Origin of the sequence: Nonomuraea sp. CA-143628 (assembly GCF_050942315.1) — a bacterium.
GTDB lineage: Bacteria > Actinomycetota > Actinomycetes > Streptosporangiales > Streptosporangiaceae > Nonomuraea.
The window spans coordinates 11,682,495-11,704,663 of the sequence record NZ_CP192072.1; the positions used below are offsets into that span (position 1 = coordinate 11,682,495).

At 75.5% G+C, this 22,169-nt stretch carries 4 protein-coding genes; all 4 read right to left on the reverse strand.

The genetic code is table 11. The features are described from left to right. Positions 1–127: 127 nt before the first annotated feature. The 4 genes from ACQP2T_RS52770 to ACQP2T_RS52785 are packed head-to-tail and all read right to left on the reverse strand — an operon-like array spanning position 128 to position 22,168. Positions 128–1,126, reverse strand: coding sequence for a 4'-phosphopantetheinyl transferase family protein (locus ACQP2T_RS52770; protein WP_433512344.1), 999 nt, complete (start codon positions 1,124–1,126; stop codon positions 128–130). Continuing rightward, positions 1,123–2,322, reverse strand: coding sequence for a pyridoxal-phosphate dependent enzyme (locus tag ACQP2T_RS52775; protein WP_433512345.1), 1,200 nt, complete (start codon positions 2,320–2,322; stop codon positions 1,123–1,125). The genes ACQP2T_RS52770 and ACQP2T_RS52775 overlap by 4 nt, the downstream gene beginning before the upstream one ends. Beyond that, positions 2,319–10,457 (reverse strand): amino acid adenylation domain-containing protein, encoded by an 8,139-nt coding sequence (locus ACQP2T_RS52780; RefSeq protein WP_433512346.1) that lies wholly within the window; start codon positions 10,455–10,457, stop codon positions 2,319–2,321. Before ACQP2T_RS52780 ends, ACQP2T_RS52775 begins: the two co-directional genes overlap by 4 nt. Continuing rightward, positions 10,454–22,168 carry an amino acid adenylation domain-containing protein gene (locus tag ACQP2T_RS52785; RefSeq protein ID WP_433512347.1) on the reverse strand — a complete coding sequence of 3,905 codons (11,715 nt, stop codon included), beginning with the start codon at positions 22,166–22,168 and terminating at the stop codon, positions 10,454–10,456. The genes ACQP2T_RS52780 and ACQP2T_RS52785 overlap by 4 nt, the downstream gene beginning before the upstream one ends. Position 22,169 lies beyond the last annotated feature (1 nt).

The window sequence follows — 22,169 nt, forward strand, 5'->3', positions numbered from 1 at the left end:
ACCGCGACCGGTCTGCTCGCCGTCCACCACCGGCAGCGCCGCGCGGTGGACCGGGACGCCTTGTCGTGATCGCTCACGCTCGATGTCCCGGTCCGCTCCTACCAGGGCTCGCGGACAACCCTCGAGCTCACCCTGGGAGGCCGGTCCAGAGGTGCTCCTTCTGGGTTCCGCCGGCGAGCAGGCCGGTGCCGTCGCACTCGACGATCGGCACCGGGCCGCGGATCACCGCCAGGCTGGCGTGGTATCCGGGGGGCGGGTTGAGGGACAGCAGCGTCGCCTCCCCCTGTTCCGTCATGACGCGCACCGGCTCTCCCGTGCCGAGAACGTCCACCTGGTCAGGGGCGTGGTCGAGGCCGACTCCCAGGGCTTTCAGGACCGCCTCCTTCCTGGTCCAGAGCCGCAGGAACGCCGACGCCCGGCTGGGCGGGTCGAGCGCGTCCAGGGCCCGGGTCTCCCGCTCGGTGAGGGCGACGCCGACGAGTTCGCCTATGTCGAGGGTGTGGTCGATCGCCTCGACGTCCACGCCGACCGCCTCTACCCCGACACCGACGGCCACGACCAGGCTGTCCCCGGCGTGCGAGACCGACAGGACGGGAGCCGAGGCCCAGGAGGTTGACGGGGCGCCGGTCCCGGCAGGCAGGCGGGGCCGACCGTGCGGGCGCCCACACCGGTCACACGACCGGTCCAGGGGCACCAGTTCGGGGGCCACGTCGAGCATCCGGCCCACGACCAGGCGTAGCAGCGCGGCGGCGGTGAGGAACCTCGCGCGGTCGGCGGGGCGGCGGTACTCCTCGTACCTGGCCCGTTCGGCGGGGTCGAGCAGCGCGGCGAGGCTGTCCCTGGCGTCCGCGACGCGTGCCCACCACACGCTCACGACGGGCGCACCGGGCCGCACGGACCTCGTCCCGGCGGGCACGGACAGGGCAGCCCGCGTCCCGGCGGGCACGGACAGGGCAGCCCGCGTCCCGTCGGGCACGGACAGGGCAGCCCGCGTCCCGGCGGGTAGGGACAGGGCAGTCTCAGCGAGTACCGACAGGGCGGCCTGCTTTTCGGCAGGTACGGACGACGCGGCCTGCGCCCTGGAGGGCAGGACCCCCGGGATGTCCTCCGCCGGTGCGGCGCTCATGAGTGTTCTCGGGTGAGGAACGCGGCGGGCAGGTCGCGGGTCACCTCGACGCCGCGATCCGCCAGCCACATGGGCGCGTACAGCGTCTGCGTGTAGTTGCCGCCGGAGTCGGGGCAGACGCAGACCGGGGAGGTGATCTCCGGGTGTTCGGCCAGGTACCGGGTGCAGGCGGCGAGTACGGCCCCGCTGGAGCCGCCGAGCCTGATCCCGGTCGTTCCGGCCAGGGCGTGGCAGTGGGAGACGGCATCGGCGTCGTCCACGATGACGACGTCGTCCCAGTCCCCCGGCCGCAGGAACGCCGACGGCCGCGACGCCCCGATACCGGTCAGCAGCCGGGTACCCGCCGGATCGGCGAACACCCGCGACCCCGGCACGTCCACCGCGATCACCCGCGCCTTCGGCCGCCGCTGGCGCAGGTACCGGCCGAGCCCGGCCAGGGTGCCGCCTGTGGACACGGCCACGAACACCGCGTCCATCGACCCGGGCGCCTGCTTGTGCAGCTCCGGGCCGGTGCCCTGGTAGTGGGCCAGCGGGTTGGCCGGGTTGTGGTACTGGTCGGTCCAGACCAGGGCGGGGTCGGCGGCCAGCAGCGCGGCGACCCGGTCCAGGCGGGCCGACAGGTAGCCGCCCTGGGCGTCGCGCAGCCTGACCTCGGACAGTACGGCGCCCAGGCCGGTCATCCGTTCGGCCAGCACGGGCGACAGGCTGGGGTCCACCACGGCGGTGAACGAGATCCCGAGCGCGCGGGCCGCGGACGCCAGGGCGACGCCGAGGTTCCCGGATGTGGACTCGACCAGGGCGGCGCCCGGCACATCGAGCCGGTCGGCAACCGAACGCAGGAGGCTGAGAGCGGTGCGATCCTTGATGGAGCCCCAGGTGCCGGCTCCTTCGAGCTTCAGCCGTACGATCACCTGGCGGCCTTTCACTTCGGCGCCGACGCAGACGAGCGGGGTGGGCGGCGTACCGGCCCCGAGGCGCCGCAGCTCCTCCCGCACGCTCCCGCCCCGGCCCCCGAGGGCCGCCCTCCTGGTGGAAGGGGTCGCGGTGGAGGGGGTCACGGCGGTCGCGGTGGAGGCGGTCGCGGCCATGGTGGAGGCGGTCGCGGACGCGGTGGTCACGGTCGCGGTGGTCACGGTCGCGGCGGTCACGGTCGCGGCGGGCAGGGCGGAGGCGGACAGGGCGGACAGCGCGCTCATCGGGCCTCCCCCGCTCGGCCGGTCCGGTGCGCCCGCTCCATCGGCTCCGTCTGATCCATCGGCTCCGTCTGATCCGTCCGCTCCGGCTGATCCGCTCGGTCAAGCCAGCGCGCGATGTGGGCGGCCAGTTCGTCCACGTGCGGCGGGGCCATCACGTCCAAGTGGCCGTGACGGAACCGGCCGACCGGCACGTCCCCGCCGCGTAGCCGGCGCCATTCGCGCAGGTACGCCTCGTGTGTGAGGCCGCCCTTGGCGTCGTGCCCGTCGCCCATCAGGTCGTCGGTGAGCATGATCTCGACGGGCACTTCGGCGGGCCGAGGCCGGTCGAGCTGGGCGGCCTCGGCCATGCCGCGCCAGAGCCGCAGCCGGGGCGCCCAGTCCTCGTGCAGATCCTCCTCGGTGATCGGTCGCCCGTCGTTGTCGTCCACGACTGCCGCCAGCACCTCGGCCAGCTCGGCCCGCAACCTGCCATCGTCACGGGCGGCCAGCTCAGCCGCCCGCGTCTTGCCGTCGCCGCTGGCGGTCAGGGCCGCGAGGAGTGCTTCGCCACGTCTGAGCAGCCGCAGGTGCAGCGGCTCGTCGATGGCGGGCAGGCACGGGTCGAGCAGCAGCAGCTCGACCTCCTCGCCCAGGTCGCGCAGCCGGGCCGCCATCTCCCACACGGCCCCGGTCCCGCCGCACCACCCGAACAGCCGGTACGGCCCCGCGGGCTGCGCGGCCCGCACCTCGGTCAGGTACGCTTCCGCGAGCCGCCGGACGGGGGTGGCGGCGGCGTCCTCGTCCACGAGCCCGGGATGCTGAAGCGCCACGAACGGGCGGTCCCCCGGCAACCGGAGGGACAGCTCGCGGTACCAGTGCACGCTGCCGCCGCCCGGATGCACGGCGAACAGCGGCGCCCGCTCCCCCGACGCCCGGAACCACACTGCCGCCCGGCCCAGCCCTTCCCGCACCACGACCGCACCGCCCGTCGAAGGCGCCGCGTCCGGGCTGCCGGTCGAAGGTGCCACGCCACCGCCACCGATCGAGAGCGTCACGCCCGCACCAGCGGTCGACAGCGCCTCGTCCACGCCACCGATCGAGGGCGTCACGCCCGCAGCACCGGTCGACAGCGTCACGCCACCGCCACCGCCACCGGTCGAGGGCGCCGCGCCCGCGCCGACGCTCGCCCCGGCCAAGGCCAGCGGAACGGTGTCCGTGCCGGTTGGAGCGGGCGAGATGGCCGTCGTCCTGGGAAGAGCCGCCGTCCCAGGAACAGCCGCCGTACCGGGAAAGGACGTCGTACCGGGAAGGGAGGTGAGAGCCGCCGCGAGGGCGGCGACCGTGCGGTGGAGCATGATGTCGCGGGCCGTCACTCGGACGCCCGCGCCCGCCTCAAGCCGCGCCGCCGCCCGCATGGCCGCCAGCGAGTGCCCGCCAAGCTGCAGGAAGTCGTCCTCCCTGCCGATCGCGTCCACCCCCAGCACGGCCGCGAACGCCTCGGCCGCCGCGCGTTCCAACCCATCCCTGGGCGGCGCGGACGCGGTGCCCAGGTCGGGACGGTGCCCTCCGGGAGTGGGCAGGGCGGCGCGGTCCACCTTGCCGCTCGCCGTCATCGGGAACGCGTCGAGCGCCACCAGGTGGTCGGGCACGAGGTGCGCCGGCAGCAGCCCGCCGAGGTGGACGCGCAGCTGTGACACGTCGATGGTGCCGGGCATGACGTACCCGACCAGCCGCCGGTCGCCCGGGGTGATCTCGCGGGCGGCCACCGCGGCCATTCGGACGTCCGGATACCGGTTCATGGCCGCCTCGACCTCGCCCGGCTCGATGCGGTGACCGCGGATCTTGAGCTGGTCGTCCATCCGCCCCAGGAAATCGAACCCGCCGTCCGGCCGCAGCCGGGCCAGGTCGCCGGTGCGGTAGAGCCGCGCGCCGGGTTCGGGACCGAAGGGGTCGGGGACGAACCGGTCGGCGGTGAGCGCCGGTCGGCCGAGGTAGCCGCGGGCCACACCGGGGCCGCCGATGTGCAACTCGCCCGGTACGCCCAGTGGGACTGGCCGACCGAAGTGGTCGAGGACGTACGCGGTGGTGTGGGCGATGGCCGGGCCGATGGGGACGGGCCCGGTGACCGGTCGGCCGGGATCGAGGGGGTGGCAGGTGGCGTACGTGGTGGTTTCGGTGGGTCCGTACGCGTTCACCAGGCGGGTGGCCGGAAGGGCGCGGCGGGCGCGTTCGAGATGTTCGGCGGAGACGGCCTCGCCGCCGGTGATGAGGGTGCGCAGGCCGCGCAGGCCAGTCAGGTCCCCGTCCATCATCAGCTTGAACAGTCCGTGCGTGACGAACGTGCAGGTCACTCCGTGCCGGGTGATCACCTCGCGCAGCTCGCGGGCGTCCAGCAGGCCGGGCGGAGCGACGACCAGCCGGCCGCCGTGCAGCAGCGCGCCCCAGATCTCGTACGTGGCGGCGTCGAACGTGATCGGCGAGTGCAGCAGCTGCACCTCCCCGGGACCGAACTCGGCGTAGGTCTGGCCGGTGACCAGCCGGACCACTCCCCGGTGCGGGACCGCCACGGCCTTGGGCCGGCCGGTCGAGCCCGAGGTGTAGATGAGATACGCCAGGTCGTCAGGCGTGACCGGCGCGTGCGGCGGTGCGGCCGGACCGCCGCCGGTGGCCTCGGCCGCTTGGGTCGTCTCGGTCGTCTCGGTCCTCTCCCTGGTCTCAGTCGTCTCGGTCGCCTCGGTCGCCTCGGTCGCCTCGCCGAGGAGGATCGTGTTCGGGTGCCCGATGGCGCTCGCGAGGTCGGCGGAGGTGATCACGAGCCGGGGCGCCGCGTCGGCCAGCAGTTCGGCGAGCCGGACAGGCGGGTCGGTCGCGTCCAGGGCGAGGTACGCGCCACCCGCCTTGAGCGCGGCCAGGACGGCCACGATGAGGTGGGGCGAGCGGTCCAGACAGATCCCGACGACGTCTCCAGGCCGCACGCCACGGCCGGCGAGCCGGTGCGCCAGGCGGTTCGCGGCGGCGTCGAGCTCCGCGTAGGTCAGCCGCTCCGGTTCGCCTCCGCCTGCCATGAACGAGCGCACTGTAGATGACCCCGCCGCAGACGAGCCCGTCGTAGACGAGCGCACTGTAGATGACCCCGCCGCAGACGACCCCGCCGTGGACGAGGCGCCCGTGCGGCCGACGAGTGGCGGGCTTGAGACCGGCGAGGACGCGACCGCGAACTCCACCGCGATCGCGTCCGGCGTCCGGGCCGCCTGCGCGGCAAAGAGCTCGTGGATCGACAGCCCTGGCCAGGGTGGCGCGGTGTTCCCGGCGGCCGGGGCCAGGCGGTGTTCGGGTGACGGGAGCAGGTCAGCCCGAGCGGCCCCGCCGACCAGGGCGACGGGGTGTTCCGCCGGCGAGAGCAGGTCGGCCTGCGCGTCCCCGTCCGGGTCGGCCGCCATCGCGGCGAGCACCGACGCGTACAGCGCGGCCAGCCGCTCCCCCCACGCCGGCCGGACGGCGCGCGGCGAGGCGGACAACACCACCGCGCCGGGCTCCGTGGACACCACCAGCGCGAAGTCGGTGGCGCTGCGGTCGTCGGTCTCGGTCAGGTCGAGCGCGTCCCGGTCCAGCACGTGGAAGTCGAGATAGTTGAACAGCACGTCGATCAGCGGCTCGTCCGGGCTCCACCGCCGCTGCGTCTCCGGCGCGGGGAAGCGGCGATGCGGCCACAGCGCCGTCTCCTCCGCGAACACCTCCCGCACCAGCCCGCGCCAGGTGGCCGCGCCGGTGCCGGTCGCGAACGGGACGACGTTCAGGAACATGCCGCGCGCCCGATCCCCACCGGCCACCTCGGGCCGCCCGTTCACTCCGAGCCCGGTACGGAACGCCCGCTGCGTGGTCACCATGCTCATGACGCGCACGTGCGCGGCCAGGAACACGCTCTTGAGCGGCGCCCCGGCGGCCTTCGCCAGCGCGCGCAGCCCCGGCATCAGCTCCCCGACCGGCACCCGCAGGTCGTAGGGGAACGGATCATCGGCGAAAGCCTCCGGGCCGGGGATGTCCGCGGTCCGCGCGTCGGGAGGACGCTCGAAGGCGATGTCCGTGGTCCACGCCTCGGGAAGCCGGAGACGTTCGAAGCCGCGCACCCGGCTCTCCCAGAAGTCGCGTTGCTCGGCCGAGGCGAGCGCGGCCCGTTCCAGCCCGACGGCGTCGGCGAACCGGACGGGACACGGCGCCGGCTCGGGCACCGGCCGGCCGTCGCGGACCGCCCGGTACACCTCCAGCAGCTCGGTCAGCAGCGAGTTGTGGCTCCAGCCGTCGAGGATCGGGTGGCATTCCACCCAGCCGAGTCGCCATCGCCGCTCGTCGAGCCGCTGCGCGTACAACCGCCACAGGGGAGCGCGCCCCAGGTCGAACGGCTGCCGTCGCTCCCGGTCGAGCGCGGCGTCCGCGGCGGCCCGCTGTTCGGCGGGGGGCAGCGCGGTGAGGTCCTCGACGGTGATGTGCGTGCGAGCTTCGGGGTGTACGAGCTGCATCGGCTCGGAGTACGCCGCCAGGTCGAAGGAGGTACGCAGAACGTCGTGCCGGGTGGCCAGCGTCTCGGCGGCCTTGGTCAGGGCCCCGAGCGAGAACGGCCCATCGTCGCGTACCAGGTAGGAAGTGACGTTGTGGTACGGGCTCAGCTCGCCATCGGCGGCCAGCTCGACCAGCATGCCGGCCTGCACCTGGGTGAGCGGGTACGCGTCGACCACCGAAGGTGGCAACAGCGCCCGGTCGGCGGGACGGACGTGGGCGAACGGCACAGAGGGGACGTGTCCGGCGGACGTTCCGGGGGTCATGACGGTGGCCAGGGCAGCGGGGGTCTGGTGCCGGAACACGTCCTGCACGCCCGCCTCCCAACCGGCCTCGCGCAGCAGCCCGATGGCCCGCAGCGCCCGGATGGAGTCGCCGCCCAGCTCGAAGAAGTTCCCGTGAACGCCGACGACGGGCAGGTCCAGCGCGGTGGCCCAGGCGTCGGCGGCGGCCCGCTCGGCCGGGTCGCGGGGCGCCACGAACGCGTCGTCCGCCTCGGCGGCCCGGGGCGCCGGAAGGGCGTCGCGGTCGAGCTTGCCGTGCGCGGAGACGGGCAGCGCGTCCAGCGTCACCACGAACGCCGGCACGAGGTAGGCGGGCAACCTCCCGACCAGCCACCCGCGCACCTCCCTGCCGTCCAGCCCGCCACCACCGGCCCCCGCCACACGAGAGCCGTCCGCACAAGCACTGTCCTCACAGGAGCCGTCCGTACGAGAGCCGTCCGCACAGGCCGTGCCGACCACGTACGCCACAAGCCGGTCGTCGCGCACGATCACGGCCGCCGCCCCCACCCCCGGATGCTCCAGCAGCACCGACTCGACCTCCCCCGGCTCGATCCGGTGCCCCCGGATCTTCACCTGGTGGTCCCGCCGCCCCAGGTAGTCGAGCGTCCCGTCGGCCCGCCGCCGCACGACGTCCCCGGTCCGGTAGAGGCGCCCCGTTCCGTACGGGTTCGGCACGAATCGCTCGGCCGTCAGCCCCGGCCGCCCCAGGTACCCCCGCGCCAGCCCGACCCCGCCGATGTGCAGCTCCCCCGGCACACCGACCGGAGCGGGCTGCATCGCCTCGTCCAGGACGTGCACGGCGATGTTGTCGATGGGCCCGCCGATGGGCACCCGCGCCTCGGCCCACCCAGGCCGGCACGCCCAGGCGGTGACGTCCACGGCCGCCTCGGTGGGCCCGTACAGGTTGTGCAGGCGGGCACCGAGCAGGTCGTGGAAGCGGCCGGCCAGGTCGGCGGGCAGCGCCTCGCCGCTGCACATGACGTCTCGCAGCGAGGTGCACGCCCCGACGCCGGGCACGTCCAGGAAGGACCGCAGCATGGACGGTACGAAGTGGCAGACGGTCACCTGTTCGCCGACGATCACGTCGCGCAGGTACTCCCCGTCGCGGTGCCCGCCGGGCGCGGCGACGACCAGCCGGGCGCCTTCGGCCAGCGGCCAGAAGAACTCCCACACCGACACGTCGAACCCGAACGGCGTCTTCTGCAGCACCGCGTCGTCCGGGGTCAGCCGGTAGGCGTCCTGCATCCAGTCGAGCCGGTTGGCGATGGCCCGGTGGGAGACGACGACGCCCTTAGGCCGCCCGGTCGAGCCGGAGGTGTAGATGACGTAAGCGGCGCCGTCGGGGTCGCGCGGCACCGGCGGCGGTGTCGCCGGGAACGCCGCCAGGTCGAGCCCGTCGAGGACGACGGCGTCCGGCGGGCACAGGTGAGCGTGCGCGGCGCTGGTCAGCACCACGTGGGCGGCCGAGTCGGCGACGAGGTAGGCGATCCGGTCGCGCGGGTACTCGGGGTCGATCGGCACGTACGCGGCCCCCGCCTTGACGGTGGCGAGCAGCGCGGTCACCAGGTCGGCCGAGCGGTCGAGGCAGACGGCCACCCGGCTCTCGGGTCCGGCGCCGCGCGAGCGCAGCAGCCAGGCGAGCCGGTTGGCGGCGGCGTCGAGCTCGCCATACGTCATGGTCCCGGCAGAGGCATCGAGCTCGCCATACGTCATGGTCCCGGCGGCGGCGTCGAGTTTGCCGTACGGCCCCGCAGGGGTGACGAGGGCGACGGCGTTGGGGTCGCGGGCGGCGCGGGCGGCGAACCTGTCGGGCAGGCAGTGCGGAGGCCGGTCCACGGTGGTGGCGTTCCAGCCGGTCAGCAGGCGTTCGCGTTCAGCCGTGGAGGTGAGGGCGATCTCGCGTACGGACACGCCGGGGGTGCGGCCGGCCCGGCGCAGGAACGTGACCAGGTGCCCGGCCAGCCCTTCTGCGGTGGCCCGGGTGAACAGCGCCGTCGGATAGACGAGCGCGCCGCGCAGCGACCCGTCGGGCCGCAGGGTGAGGTCGAGGGCGATGTCCACGCGGGCGGGCGACCAGCCGACCGGCTCCTCGGCGACGGCCAGCGTCCCGGCGGCGCGGGCGGCCGCCGTGTCCTCGCGGTAGGTGAGCAGGGCCTGGAACAGCGGGTTGACGGCCAGGTCGCGGCCGGGGCGCAGCTCCTCGACGATCCGCTCGAAGGGCACGTCCTGGTGGTCGTACGCCTCGGTGACGGCGGTCAGCGCCCGGCCGACCAGGTCGCCGAACGAGGGCTCGCCGGACAGGTCGCCGCGCAGCACGAGCGTGTTGGCGAAGTAGCCGGGCAGCCGCTCGAACTCCACCCTGCTCCGACCGGCGACGGGGGTGCCGACGGCGATGTCGTCCGTGCCCGCGTACCTGCCGAGGACCGCCCAGAAGGCGGCGAGCAGCGTCATGAACGGCGTGGCCGAGCGCCGCGCCCCCTCGGCCAGCGCGGCGGCGGCCTCGGCGGCGGGCACGTCGAAGGTGACGACGTCGCCCGCGGCGTCCCACTCGGCGGGGCGGGTGCGGTCGGCGGGCAGCTCCAGCGGGGTGACGCCGGCCAGCCGCCGCGTCCAGTAGCCGAGCTGGCGGGCGGCGGCCGGGCCGGCCAGGAACGCCCGCTGCCAGTCGGTGTAGTCGGCGTACTGCAGGGCGGGCGCGGCCGGGACGCCGCCGGCGTACTCCGCGCACAGCTCGTCGACCAGCACGTCCATGGTGACGCCGTCCACGGCGATGTGGTGGCCGGTCAGCAGCAGTACGTGCTCGCCGCCGGGCAGCGCGAACAGCGTGGCGCGCAGCGGCCACTCGGCGGCCAGGTCGAAGGGCCGTTCGCCCTCCTGCGCGAGCAGCGCGTCCAAGGCGGGGCGCGGGCGGCGGGTGCCGGCGGCGACGATGCCGCGCACCCGCAGGTCCCGCTCCGCCGACAGGTCCACGCTGGTCAGCGGCACCTGGCCGGGCGGGTCGACGAGCTGGTACGGCTCGCCGCCGGATTCCGCGTACCGGGTGCGCAGGATCTCGTGGCGGGCGGCCAGGCCGTCGAGCGCGGCGCGCAGCCGGGCGGTGTCCAGCGGGCCGCGCAGCCGCAGCGCCACCGGGACCAGGTACTCGGTGCCGCCGGGGCGGATCCGGTCGAGCAGCCAGAGGCGGCGCTGGCCGGCCGACAGTGGCGGCGGGCGGTCTCGGTCGGTGCGGGCGGTGATGAGTGTGGGCTTGGAGCGCCGGCTCCGGTCGAGGTAGCGGCGCACCAAGAGCCCGGCGTCCGGCGGCGTCGTGGTCGTCATGCTTGGTCTCCTTCGGAGAGCAGGGACATCGTCTGCTCCCGCGTCCAGTGGGAGATCTCCTCCGTGATGGCGTGCTCCAAGAGCTCGCCGAGCGCGACGACGGTGCGCGCCTCGAAGATCTGACGCAGGGACAGGGGCAGGTCGAACGCCTCACGCAGGCGCAGCAGCACCCGCGAGGCGAGCAGCGAGTTGCCGCCCAGGACGAAGAAGTCGTCGTCGCGGCCGACCCGTTCCAGGCCGAGGACCGCGGCCCAGACGTCGGCGACGTACTCCTCCATCTCGGTACGTGGCGGTGTGTAGCGGTTCGCGGGCTGGGGGCGGCTCCAGTCGGGGTCGGGCAGGGCCTTTCTGTCGGTCTTGCCGTTCGGGGTGTGCGGCAGGGCGGGCAGCTCCACCCAGGCGGCGGGCACCATGTAGTCGGGCAGCCGTTCGCGCAGGTGGGCGGCCAGGTCGGTGGGGGTGACGCCGGGTTCGGCGACGACGTAGCCGACGAGTCGCAGGTCGCCGAGCGGGGAGCGTCTGGCCTCCACGACGCCGGTACGCAGCCCTGGGCAGGTGGCCAGGACGGCCTCGATCTCGCCGGGCTCGACCCGGAAGCCGCGGATCTTGATCTGCCGGTCCGCGCGGCCGACGAACTCGATGATCCCGTCGGCGCGGCGGCGGACCAGGTCGCCGGAGGCGTACATGCGGGCGCCGGGCAGTGGCGCGTACGGGTCGGGCAGGAAGCGGGCGGCGGTCAGGGCGGGCGCGCGGTGGTAGCCGCGGGCGACCCGGCTGCCGCCGACGTACAGCTCGCCGACGACGCCGTGCGGGACGGCCGACAGGTTCGTGTCCAGGACGTACGCGCCGGTGCCGGGCAGCGGGCGGCCGAGCGGGACAAGCGTGTCGGGGGGTTCGCCGAGGTCGGTGACGGTGTGAGCGGTGGCGGCGATGGTGGCCTCGGTGGGCCCGTAGCCGGTGTGGAAGCCGGCGGGCAGGCCGGTCGCGGCCCACATCGCCGCGTCGGCGTAGGTCACGGCGTCGCCGCCCACGCTCATCAGCCGCAGCCCGGCCAGCCGGCCGTCGCCGGGGCGCAGCGCGCCGACCAGCTCGCGGTAGTAGGCGGGGGTGACGTCGAGTACGGTGACGCCGCTGCGGGTGAGCTGGTCGGCCAGGTCACCGGGCAGGGTGGCGCGGGGGTCGGCGACCACGACGGTCGCGCCGGCCATCAGGGTGGCGGCGATCTGGTCCAGCGAGGCGTCGAACGTCACGGACGCCATGAGGGCGAAGGCGTCCCCGGGTTCGAGGCCGTAGGCGCGGGCCTGGACGACGCAGTGCTGGGCGTACGAGCCGTGCTCGACCTGCACGCCCTTGGGACGGCCGGTGGAGCCCGAGGTGAAGATCATGTACGCCAGGTCGCCGGGGTCTGGCTCGGGCAGGGGCACGTCGGGCGGCGCGCCCTCCGCCACGACCGGCACGGACGGGCCGGTCACTCCCAGGTCCGTCACGACGGCGACAGGGGCGATGTCGGCCAGCAGCGCGGCGAGCCGTTCCGGCGGCGAGTCGGCGTCCACCGGCACGTACACGCCCCCGGCCCGCAGGATGCCGAGCAGCGACACCGCCACCAGCGACCCGCGCGGCAGGCACGACGCCACGCACTCCCCCGGCCGCACCCCCGCCGCCACCAGCCGCGCGGCCAGGTGCCCCGACAGCCGGTCCAGCTCGGCGTAGGTGTAGGTCCCGGTCCCGCCGTCGCCGCCCGCCTCCGTGAGGGCGACCGCGCCGGGCGTACGGCGGGCCCACTCGGCGACCGCGGCGGCCACCAGCGGAGTGGCGAACGGCTCGTCCGGCTCGTCCACGTCCACCAGCCGCACGTCCGACGGCCGGGCGGCGGGGTCCGCGGCGCACGCACCGAGCAGCAGCAGGAAGTGCTCGGCGAGTTGGGCCACGGTGCCGGGCTCGAACAGCGCGGCCGCGTACTCGAACTCCGCCGTCCACTCCCCGTCGCGCCCCTCGCCGAGGGTCAGCGTCAGGTCGCACATCGCCGCCCGCCGCGTCACCGGGAACGGCCCGACAGCCAGCCCGTCCAGCCGGTACGGCGTCAGCGCCGTGTCCTCGACGGCCAGCATCGCGTCGAGCAGCGGCACCCGGGACAGGTCGCGTTCGACGCCGAGCGCGTCCACGAGGTCCTCCAGCGGCACGTCGCGGTGGTCGAGGCCGGCCAGCACGCCTTCGCGAGCCCGGTCCACGAGGGTGCCGAAGTCCGGCTCGCCGGACAGGTCGGCGCGGGTGAGCATGGTGTTGACGAAGCAGCCGACGAGGTTCTCGACGGTGCGCAGGTCCCGCCCGGCGACGGGCGCGCCGACCAGGAACGACGTGCGGCCGGTGTAGCGGCCGAGCAGCGCCTGGAAGGCCGCCAGCCAGGTCATGAACGGGGTGGCGGCCCGTTCGCGGCCCAGTTCGAGGACGGGGCGGGCGACGCCGGCCGGGATCCGGAAGGTGTGCACGGCGCCGCGCGGGTCGCGCACCGGCGGCCGGGGCCGGTCCAGCGGCAGGTCGAGCGCGGGCACGCCGGCCAGCTCCGCCCGCCAGCGGGCCAGCCGCCGGCGGCGGGCCTGTCCGGCTTCGGGACCGTTCTCCCAGATGGCGTAGTCGGTGTACTGGACGGGCAGCGGCTCGGGGGCCGGCCGCTCGCCGGCGCGCAGCGCGTTGTAGGCGTCGCCGAGCTCGCGGGCGATGACGTCGAGGGAGCGGCCGTCGCAGGCGATGTGATGGGTGAGCAGCAGCAGTACGTGGTCGTCGGTGCCGACCCTGGCCAGCGCCACCCGCAGCGGGGCCTCCGCCGCCAGGTCGAACGGGCGGGCGACCCACCGCTCGACCAGCTCCGCGGCCTGCCGCTCGGGGTCCGGGCGGCCGGACAGGTCCACCCGGTACGGCTTGAGCGGGGTTGGCGGGTCGACGACCTGGCGGGTCTCGCCGTCCGCGGCCTCGTACCGGGTGCGCAGGATGGCGTGCCGGTCGCGTACGGACTCGACGGCGGCCAGCAGGGCGGCCTCGTCGAGCGTGCCGCGAAGGCGCAGCGCGATCGGGGCCAGGTACTCGGTGCCGGCGGGGTCCATCGCGTACATCAGCCACATGCGGCGCTGCGCGGCGGACAGGGGCACGTGCTCCCCGGCGGCGCCTGGAGCGGATCCGGCGGTCGCGTCCGAGGCGATCTCCACGGAGCCTGTGGGAGCGGTGCCGATTTCCATGGAGCCGGTGGGAGCCGTGCCGGTGCGAGCGGTGCCGGTGGGAGCGATACCAGGGGCGCCGGCGGGCGGTCGGGCGGCGGCGGGGACCGGGCCGGACGGCTCGGGCTGGGCGGGCTGGGCGGCCGACAGCCGCCTGGCCAGCTCGGCCACCGTCCGCGCGTCCAGCAGCGCCCCCATCGTCACCGGCACCGTGAACGTCTCCCGCAGCCGCGACACCGCCCGCATGGCGAGCATCGAGTTGCCCCCGGCGGCGAAGAAGCTGTCGTGCACACCGACCCGCTCCAGCCCGAGCACGTCGGCGAACACCGAGGCGATGACCTCCTCGGCCGGGTCGCGCGGCGCCACGTACTCTCCGCCGCGCGGGACGAACAGCGCGGCGTCCGGCGCGGGCAACGCCGCCCGGTCCAGCTTGCCGCTCGGCGTGTACGGGAAGCGGTCCAGAACCACGACGGCATCGGGCACCATCGGCTCGGGCAGCCGTTCCGACAGGTACAGCCGGAGCTTGTCCACGGACAGGTCGGGCCGGCTGGCCGGCAGCACGTACGCGATGAGGCGGGTGTCGCCGTGCGGGTCGGCCCCGGCGGCGACGGCCGCGGCGGTCACGTCGGGGTGGGCGGCCAGGACGGCCTCGACCTCGCCCGGCTCGACGCGCACGCCGCGTACCTTGACCTGGTGGTCGAGGCGGCCGAGGAAGTCGATCGCGCCGTCGGCCCGCCAGCGGGCCAGGTCGCCGGTCCGGTACACGCGGCCGCCCGGCGGGCCGTACGGGTCGGGCACGAACCGGGCGGCCGTCTGGGCCGGGTTGTGCAGGTAGCCGCGCGCCAGGCCGTCCCCGGCGACGCACAGCTCGCCGGGCACGCCGACCGGCACCGGGCGGGACTCCGCGTCGAGGACGCGGATCGCCGTGTTGTCGATCGGGCCGCCGATGGGCACGGTCCCCTTGCCGGACAGGTGGCCGCCGGTGGTGACGCCCGGCCGGTACGGCCAGGCGGTCACGTCGATGGAGCACTCGGTCGGCCCGTACGTGTTGTGCAGCTCCGCGGGCACCCGGGCGGCGAGCCGCGCGCACAGGTCGGCGGTCAGCGGCTCACCGGCGGAGAACACCAGGCGCAGGGCCGCGCAGTCGGACAGGCCGGGCTCCTCGGCCAGCAGGCCGAGCATCGACGGGACGGCCTGGAGCACGGTCACGCCGTGGGTGGCGGCGTCGGCGACGATCAGGGCGGGGTCGCGTTCGGCGCCCGGGGAGGCGAGCACGACGGCGCCGCCGACGGCCAGCGGGGCGAAGATCTCCCAACCGGCCGCGTCGAACGCGATCGTGGTCTTCTGCAGGACCCGGTCGGCCGCGGTCAGGGCGTGCCGGCGGACGGTCCACAGGACGCGGTTGACGATGCCGCGGTGGGTGATGACCACACCCTTGGGCGTGCCGGTGGACCCGGACGTGAAGATCGCGTACGCGGGCGCATCCAAATCGACCCGCGACGCGCCCGCCGGGGCGGGTGAAGCGCCAGGAGTAGGTGCGGGGTCGAGAGCGGGCGGGGTCGGCGGTGGGATGACCAGCGGCGGCCGGGTGGCGAGCCGCGCGGCGAGGTCGCCGTCCGTGACGATCGCCGCCGCCCGCGACTCGCGCAGCACCGCGGTCAGCCGTTCCGCCGGGTGCCCGGGGTCCAGCGGCACGTACGCCGCCCCCGCCTTCAGCACGCCCAGCAGCGTCACCACCAGCGCCGTCCCACGCGGCAACGCGACCGCGACGAGGTCTTCAGCCCCGATCCCGACGGCCCGCAGCCACCCGGCCAGGGCACCGGCCGCGGCGTCCAGCTCGGCGTAGGTGACCGTGCGCGTTCCGTCGACCAAGGCGGTCGCGCCGGGTGTGGCCGCCGCCTGCCGCTCGAACAGGGCGTGCAGCGGCAGGCCGGGACGGTCGGCGGCGGTGGCGTTCCAGCCGGTGATCAGGTCGTGGCGTTCGGCCTGGGTGAGGAGGTCGACGGTGTCCAGCGGCCGATCGGAGTCGTCGAGGACCTGACCGAGCACGGACACGTACCGCTCGGCGAACGCCTCCATGGTGCCCCGGTCGAACAGCCCTGTCGCGTACTCCAAGCTCGCGGTCAGGCTCCCGTCGCGGCCCTCGGCGACCTCCAGGGTCAGGTCGAACTTCGCGGTCCGCGGCGCGACGGGCACCTCGGAGACCTCCAGGGCGCCGAGCCGCGGACTGGCGGCGCGGGCGTTCTGGTAGGAGAACATCACCTGGAAGAGCGGGTTGCGCGAGGCGTCGCGTTCGGGGGCGAGCTCCTGCGCCAGCCGCTCGAACGGCAGCGCCTGATAGGCGAACGCGCCGAGCACGTCGTCGCGGACCCGGTCGAGCAGCTCACCGAACACCCGGGCGCCGGCCAGGTCGCCGCGCAGCACCACCGTATCGACGAAGAACCCGATCATGGTCTCCTCGTCGGGCGTGTCGCGCCGGGCGACGGGCGTGCCGACGACGGTGTCGTCCTGCCCGGAGTAGCGGCCCAGCAGCAGGTGGAACGCGGCCAGCAGCACCATGTACGGGGTGGCGCCGCGCTCGCGGGCCAGCGCCCTGACCCGGGCGGCCAGGTCGCCGGGGAGGCGGAAACCGAGGGTGCGGCCGCGCCGATCGCGCACCGGCGGGCGGGGCCGGTCGGCGGGCATGGCGAGGTCGCGCAGTCCGGCCAGCCGGTCGCGCCAGTACCGCAGCGCCTCGGCGTCGTCGGGCTGCCCGCGCTGGCCGACGGCGTGGTCGGCGTACTGGGCGGGCAGCGGCGGCAGGTCCGGCGCGCTCCCGGCGGCGGCGGCCCGGTAGCGGGTGTCCAGCTCGTCGGTGAGCAGGGTGAGCGACCAGGCGTCGCAGGCGATGTGGTGGACGGTGAGCAGCAGCACGTGGTCGTCGGGGCCGAGCCGCACCAGCGTGGCGCGCAGCGGCCACTCCCTGGCCAGATCGAACCCCCGCGCGGCCTCTTCGGCGAGCAACGCCTCCAGCCGCCGGCCACTGGCCGGGTCGTGGGGGGCGGTGTCGCCGGAAGCCTGGCCTTGGCGAACCAGGTCGTGGCGGGCCAGAGGCAGTGCCGTCGCCGGGTCGACCACCTGGCGCGGCTCGCCGTCGCGCAGCTCGTACCGGGTGCGGAGCACGTCGTGCCGGGCGACCAGCCCGTCGAGGGCCTGGCGTAGCGCGGGGGGGTCGAGCCGGCCGCGCAGTCGCCACGCGATCGGGGCGACGTAGTCGGCGCCGCCGGGAAATATCCGGTCGAGCAGCCACAGCCGTTCCTGCGCATAGGACAGAGGGGCGTCCTGACGCCGGACGAGGGGACCCTCGGATGCGGGCGGCGGTTCGGCCTCGGTCCCTCGCGCGGTCAGCGCCTCGAACATCCGGGCCCCGAGGAGTTCGGCGAACCCGGCCACGGTCGGCGCCGCGAACAGGTCCCGCACCCCCACGGTGACGGGCAACCGGGCACGGATCTTGGCGACGGCCTGGGCGGCGGTGAGTGAGTTGCCGTCCAGGTCGAAGAAGGAGTCCTCGGCGCAGCACCCGGTCAGCCCGAGCACGGCCGCGAACACCTCCGCGACCAGCTCCTCGATCGGCGTGCGCGGCGGCGTTCCGGTCCGGGCGGGCGCGAGGGCGCCGTCGCCGGGCTCGGGCAGCGCGGCGCGGTCCACCTTGCCGTGTGGCGTGACGGGCAGCTCGGGCATCGGTACGTACCCGGCCGGGATCATGTGCTCGGGCAGCCGTTCGGCGAGGTAGGCGCGCAGTAGTGCGGCGTCGGGCGCGGCCCGACCGGGGACGGGCACCAGGTACCCGGCCAGCCGGCCGGCCGCGTCGAGGCGGGCGGCGGCCTGGGCGACGTCCGGGTGGCCGGACAGTACGGCCTCGATCTCGCCCAGCTCGACGCGGTGGCCACGGATCTTCACCTGTCCGTCGACGCGGCCGAGGAACTGCAGCCGCCCGCCGGAGTCGAGCCGGGCGTGGTCGCCGGTACGGTAGGCGCGGGCGCCGGGCGGCCCGGACGGGTCGGGTACGAACCGCGCGGCGGTCAGCGCGGGCCGCCCGTGGTAGCCCTGGGCGACGCCGGGGCCCCCGATGACGATCTCACCGGCCGCGCCGAGAGGCACCGGGGAGCCGCTGTCGTCCCACAGGTGGACGCGGTAGCCGGCCGGGGGCGCGCCGATGGGCAGCGCGGCCCGGCCCTCCGGCACCTGACCGGTGGCGGTGTCGAAGTAGCTGCCCCAGGATGCCTCGGTGGGGCCGTACTCGTTGATCAGCGTCAGGCCGGGGGCGCGGCGGGCCAGGTCGTCGAGCAGCGCGACCGGGCAGGACTCGCCGCCGGTGACGACCGTGGAGATCGCGGCGAGGGCGGCGGAGTCGTGTTCGAGCAGCGCTCTGACCAGGTGCGGGCCGCAGACCACGTGGCTGGGGCGGTGCTCACGCGCCAGGCGGGCCAGCTCGTCCAGGTCGGCGCGGGGACCGGGCGGCGGCAGCAGCAGCTCGCCGCCGGAGCAGAGTGTCCAGGCCGCGAAGGACAGGAACACGTCGAACGTCGGCGACACCGGCAGCATCAGCCGGCGCGGCGGCTCGGTGTAGGCGCGGCGGCCGGTGACGGCGCTGAGCACGTTGGCGTGGGTGAGGACGACACCCTTGGGCGTGCCGGTGGAGCCGGAGGTGTAGACGAGGGCGAGCGGATCGGCGGGCGTCACGGACACGGCCGGACGACCGGCGGGCCGGGCGGCGATGGCACCGGCCTCGTCATCCAGCCGCACCACCCGCACACCGTCCACCCGCACACCGTCCAGCCGCACGCCGTTCATCGACCCTGCGGTGACGAGCAGGCGGGGGCGGGCGTCGGCGAGCATCGCGGTGACCCGCTCGCGCGGGTGGTCCGGGTCCACGGCCAGGTAGTGGCCGCCGGCCTTGGCCACGGCCAGCATCGACACCAGCAGCGGCACGCCGCGAGGCAGCCGCACCGCGACCAGGTCGCCGGGCGCCGCGCCGGCCGCGACGAGGTGGTGGGCCATCCGGTCACTCGCCGCGGCCAGCTCGCCGTACGTCATCCGCTCGTCCCCACAGCTGACGGCGAGGTCGCCGGGTGGGCGGGCGTCCACCAGGTCCGTCAGGGTGCCGGGGGCGGGCACGCCGGCCGGCCCCTCGACGGCGGCGGCGCCGTCGAACACCGGCAGCTCGGCCACGGGCGCCGACGGGTCGGCGACGGCGGAGGCGAGCAGGGTGCGGTAGTGGGCGGCCAGCCGGGCGGCGGTCGCCTCGTCGAACAACGCGGTGCTGTACTCCAGGTAGCCGGACCAGCCGCCGTCCGCGCCGTCGCTGACCGAGAGCGTCAGGTCGAACGTGGTGGAGCCGCCCGCGGGCCGTGGCTCGCGGCGCGCCCGCAGGCCGCCGCCCCAGTCGGGGTCGTCGCAATCAGGGCCCTGGAAGGCGAACATCACCTGGAACAGCGGGTTGCGGGACGGGTCGCGGCGGGGTTCGAGCTCCTGGACGAGGCGCTCGAACGGCAGGTCCTGGTGCTCGTACGCGTGCAGCAGGTCACGCCGGGTGCCGGCGAGCAGGTCGGCGAACGGCGGGCGGCCGGACAGGTCGGCCCGCATCACCACGGTGTTCACGAACAGGCCGACGACCTCGTCGAACTCCGGTCCGGACCGCCCGGCGAGCACCGTGCCCACGGCGACGTCGCCGGTGCCTGCGTACCGGCCGAGGAGCACCTGGAAGGCGGCCAGCAGCGCCATGAACGGGGTGGCGCCGTGCCGGGAGGCCAGCTCGGTGACGGCGGCGCGCAGCGGGGCGGCCACCTCGAACCGCAGCGCGGCGCCCGCCGGGGACCACACGGGCGGGCGGGGCCGGTCGGCGGGCAGGTCGAGCGGCGCCAGCCCGGCCAGCCGGTCGCGCCAGTACGCCAGGTGGACGTCGTCACCGGTCCGGTCGCGCTGCCGGGCCACGTGGTCGGCGTAGCGGGCGGCCGGGCCGGCGGGGGCGGGTTCGGCGCCCGCCGACAGGGCTCTGTAGAGGTCGGCCAGGTCCTTCTGGAGCACGTCCAGCGACCAGCCGTCGATCGCGATGTGATGGGCGACCAGGGCGAGCAGGTGCTCGTCCGGGGCGAGTTGGAGCAGACCGGCGCGGCAGGGGGCGGCGTGTTCGAGGTCGAAGCCGGCGCTCACCAACCGCCGTAGCCACGCGCGGGTCTCGGTCTCGGCGTCGCGGCCGGCGGGGAGGCGGGCGACCGTGACGGTGACGGCCTCGGCCGGCATGACCTCCTGTACGGGCTCGCCGCCGTCCCAGGCGTAGCGGGAACGCAGCGACTCGTGGCGTTCGGCGAGCCGGTGTACGGCGGCCAGCAGCGCGTCGTGGTCGAGGCGACCGGTCAGGCGGAGCACCAGCGGCACGTGGTAGGCGTCGCCGCCGTCGCCCATCTGATCCAGCAGCCACAGCCGGAGCTGCGCGGACGACAGCGGCGCCCGCTCCCCGGCCGGCACGGGCGCCCACTGCCCGGCGACCCGCCCCTCGGCAACCTCGCCGCCGGACTCCGGGACCGCGGCGGCGGCCGGAGCGAGCGCGGCGGCGGCCACGGCCTCGTCGAGCCAGGCGGCGAACGCGCGCACCGTGCCTGCCTCGAACAGGGCGCGCAGCGGCACCCGTACCCCCGTGTGCCGGGAGGCGCGGAAGATCGCCTTGGCGGCGGCCAGCGAGTCCCCGCCGCGCGCCAGGAACCCGTCGTCCCGGCCCACCCGCTCGACCCCGAGGACGTCCTGCCAGCTGGCGGCGACCAGCTGCTCGGTCGCGGTGACCGGCGGAGCGTACGGCGGCGCGCCCAGGTCGGCGCTGGGCACGGGCAGGGCGGTCCGGTCCACCTTCCCGCTGGCCGACACGGGCAGCTCGGGCAGCGCGACGAACGCGGCCGGGATCAGGTACGCGGGCAGCGTCGTCGCCAGGTGCGCCCGCAGCTCGTCGGCCGACGGAGCTTGCCCGACCCGACCCACCTCGTCGGCCGCCGGAGCCTGCCCGGCCCGACCCACCTCGTCGGCCGCCGGAGCCTGCCCGGCCCGACCCACCACGTACGCGGCCAGCCGGGGCGGCGTCCCGAACGGGTGGACAACGCACGCCCGGACCCCGGGGTGGGTCCGCAGGGCGGCCTCGATCTCGCCCGGCTCGATCCGGTGCCCGCGGATCTTCACCTGGTGGTCGGTCCGGCCGAGGATCTCCAGCCGGCCGTCGGCGGTGCGCCGCGCCACGTCGCCCGACCGGTACATTCGCGCGCCGGGCACGTGCGGGTCGGGCACGAACCGGTCCGCGGTCAGCGCGGGCCGCCCGAGGTAACCGCGGGCCAGCCCGGCGCCACCAATGTACAGCTCGCCCTCGTCGGCCGGCTCCAGGTCGTCGTCCAGCACGTGCAGGCTCGTCGCGGCGAAGGCGGTGAAGCCCGTGAAGCCGGCGGAGTCCGAGGAGTCCGAGGAGTCGGTGGACTCGATGGAGTCCGTGGAGGCCAGGGAGTCGGCTGAGTCGTGTGCCGGGTCCGCAGAACCGCCGGTCATGCGGCCGCCCGCCGACCAGACGGTGGTCTCCGTGGGGCCGTACAGGTTCCAGACGACCGCGCACGATTCCCGCAGCCGGTCGGCCAGGTCGGCCTCCAGCTTCTCGCCGCCGGACCAGGCGGTGAACCCGGGCGGCGGCCGCCAGCCGGAGTCCAGCAGCATCCGCCAGCTCGTCGGCGTGGCCTGGAGGTGGGTGGCCCCGGAGGCGTCCAGCAGCTCGCCGAGCAGCCGCGGGTCGCGGGCCTGCTCGGCGCTGCCGATCACCACCCGCGCGCCCGCGACGAGCGGCAGGAACAGCTCGGCCACGGAGATGTCGAAGCCCGCGGTGGTGACGGCGGGCAGCACGTCGGAGGCGGTCAGTCCGGGCCAGGTCAGCATCGAGGCCATGAGGTTGGCGACGGCGCCGTGCGTGACCAGGACGCCCTTGGGCGCGCCCGTGGAGCCGGAGGTGTAGATCAGGTAGGCGATGTCCTGCGGGTCGAGCGCCACCGCCGCCGCGTCGTGGTCCTGCGGGTCGAGCGCGACCGCCGCCGCGTCGTCGGGGGCGGCCTCAGCCACAGGGTCGTCGGTGTAGAGGGACGGCAGCCCCAGGCTCTCGTGCGCGCGGGTGGTCACCAGCAGCCGCAATCCCGCGTCGGCGGCGATCCGGCTGATCCGGGCCGGCGGGTGCGACGGGTCGAGCGGCAGGTACGCCGCCCCGGCCCGGTGCACCGCCAGCAGTGCCACGAGCAGGCCGGCGTCCCGTTCCAGCAGGACCCCGACGAAGTCGCCGCGCCCGACCCCGGCGGCGCGCAACCGGGCGGTCATGCGGGAGACTCGCAGGTCCAGGGTGGCGTAGTCGAGCAGCGTGCCCTCATGCTGCACGGCGATCGCGTCGGGCGTGCGCCGTGCCTGCGCCCGCACCAGGTCGGGCAGGGCGGCGAAAGGTCGGGATGGCATA

What these genes read in the sequence shown, in the direction of transcription:
- ACQP2T_RS52770 (WP_433512344.1), bottom strand. Translation starts at nt 1,126, where the DNA reads ATGAGCGCCGCACCGGCGGAGGACATCCCGGGGGTCCTGCCCTCCAGG.
- ACQP2T_RS52775 (WP_433512345.1), bottom strand. Translation starts at nt 2,322, where the DNA reads ATGAGCGCGCTGTCCGCCCTGTCCGCCTCCGCCCTGCCCGCCGCGACC.
- ACQP2T_RS52780 (WP_433512346.1), bottom strand. Translation starts at nt 10,457, where the DNA reads ATGACGACCACGACGCCGCCGGACGCCGGGCTCTTGGTGCGCCGCTAC.
- ACQP2T_RS52785 (WP_433512347.1), bottom strand. Translation starts at nt 22,168, where the DNA reads ATGCCATCCCGACCTTTCGCCGCCCTGCCCGACCTGGTGCGGGCGCAG.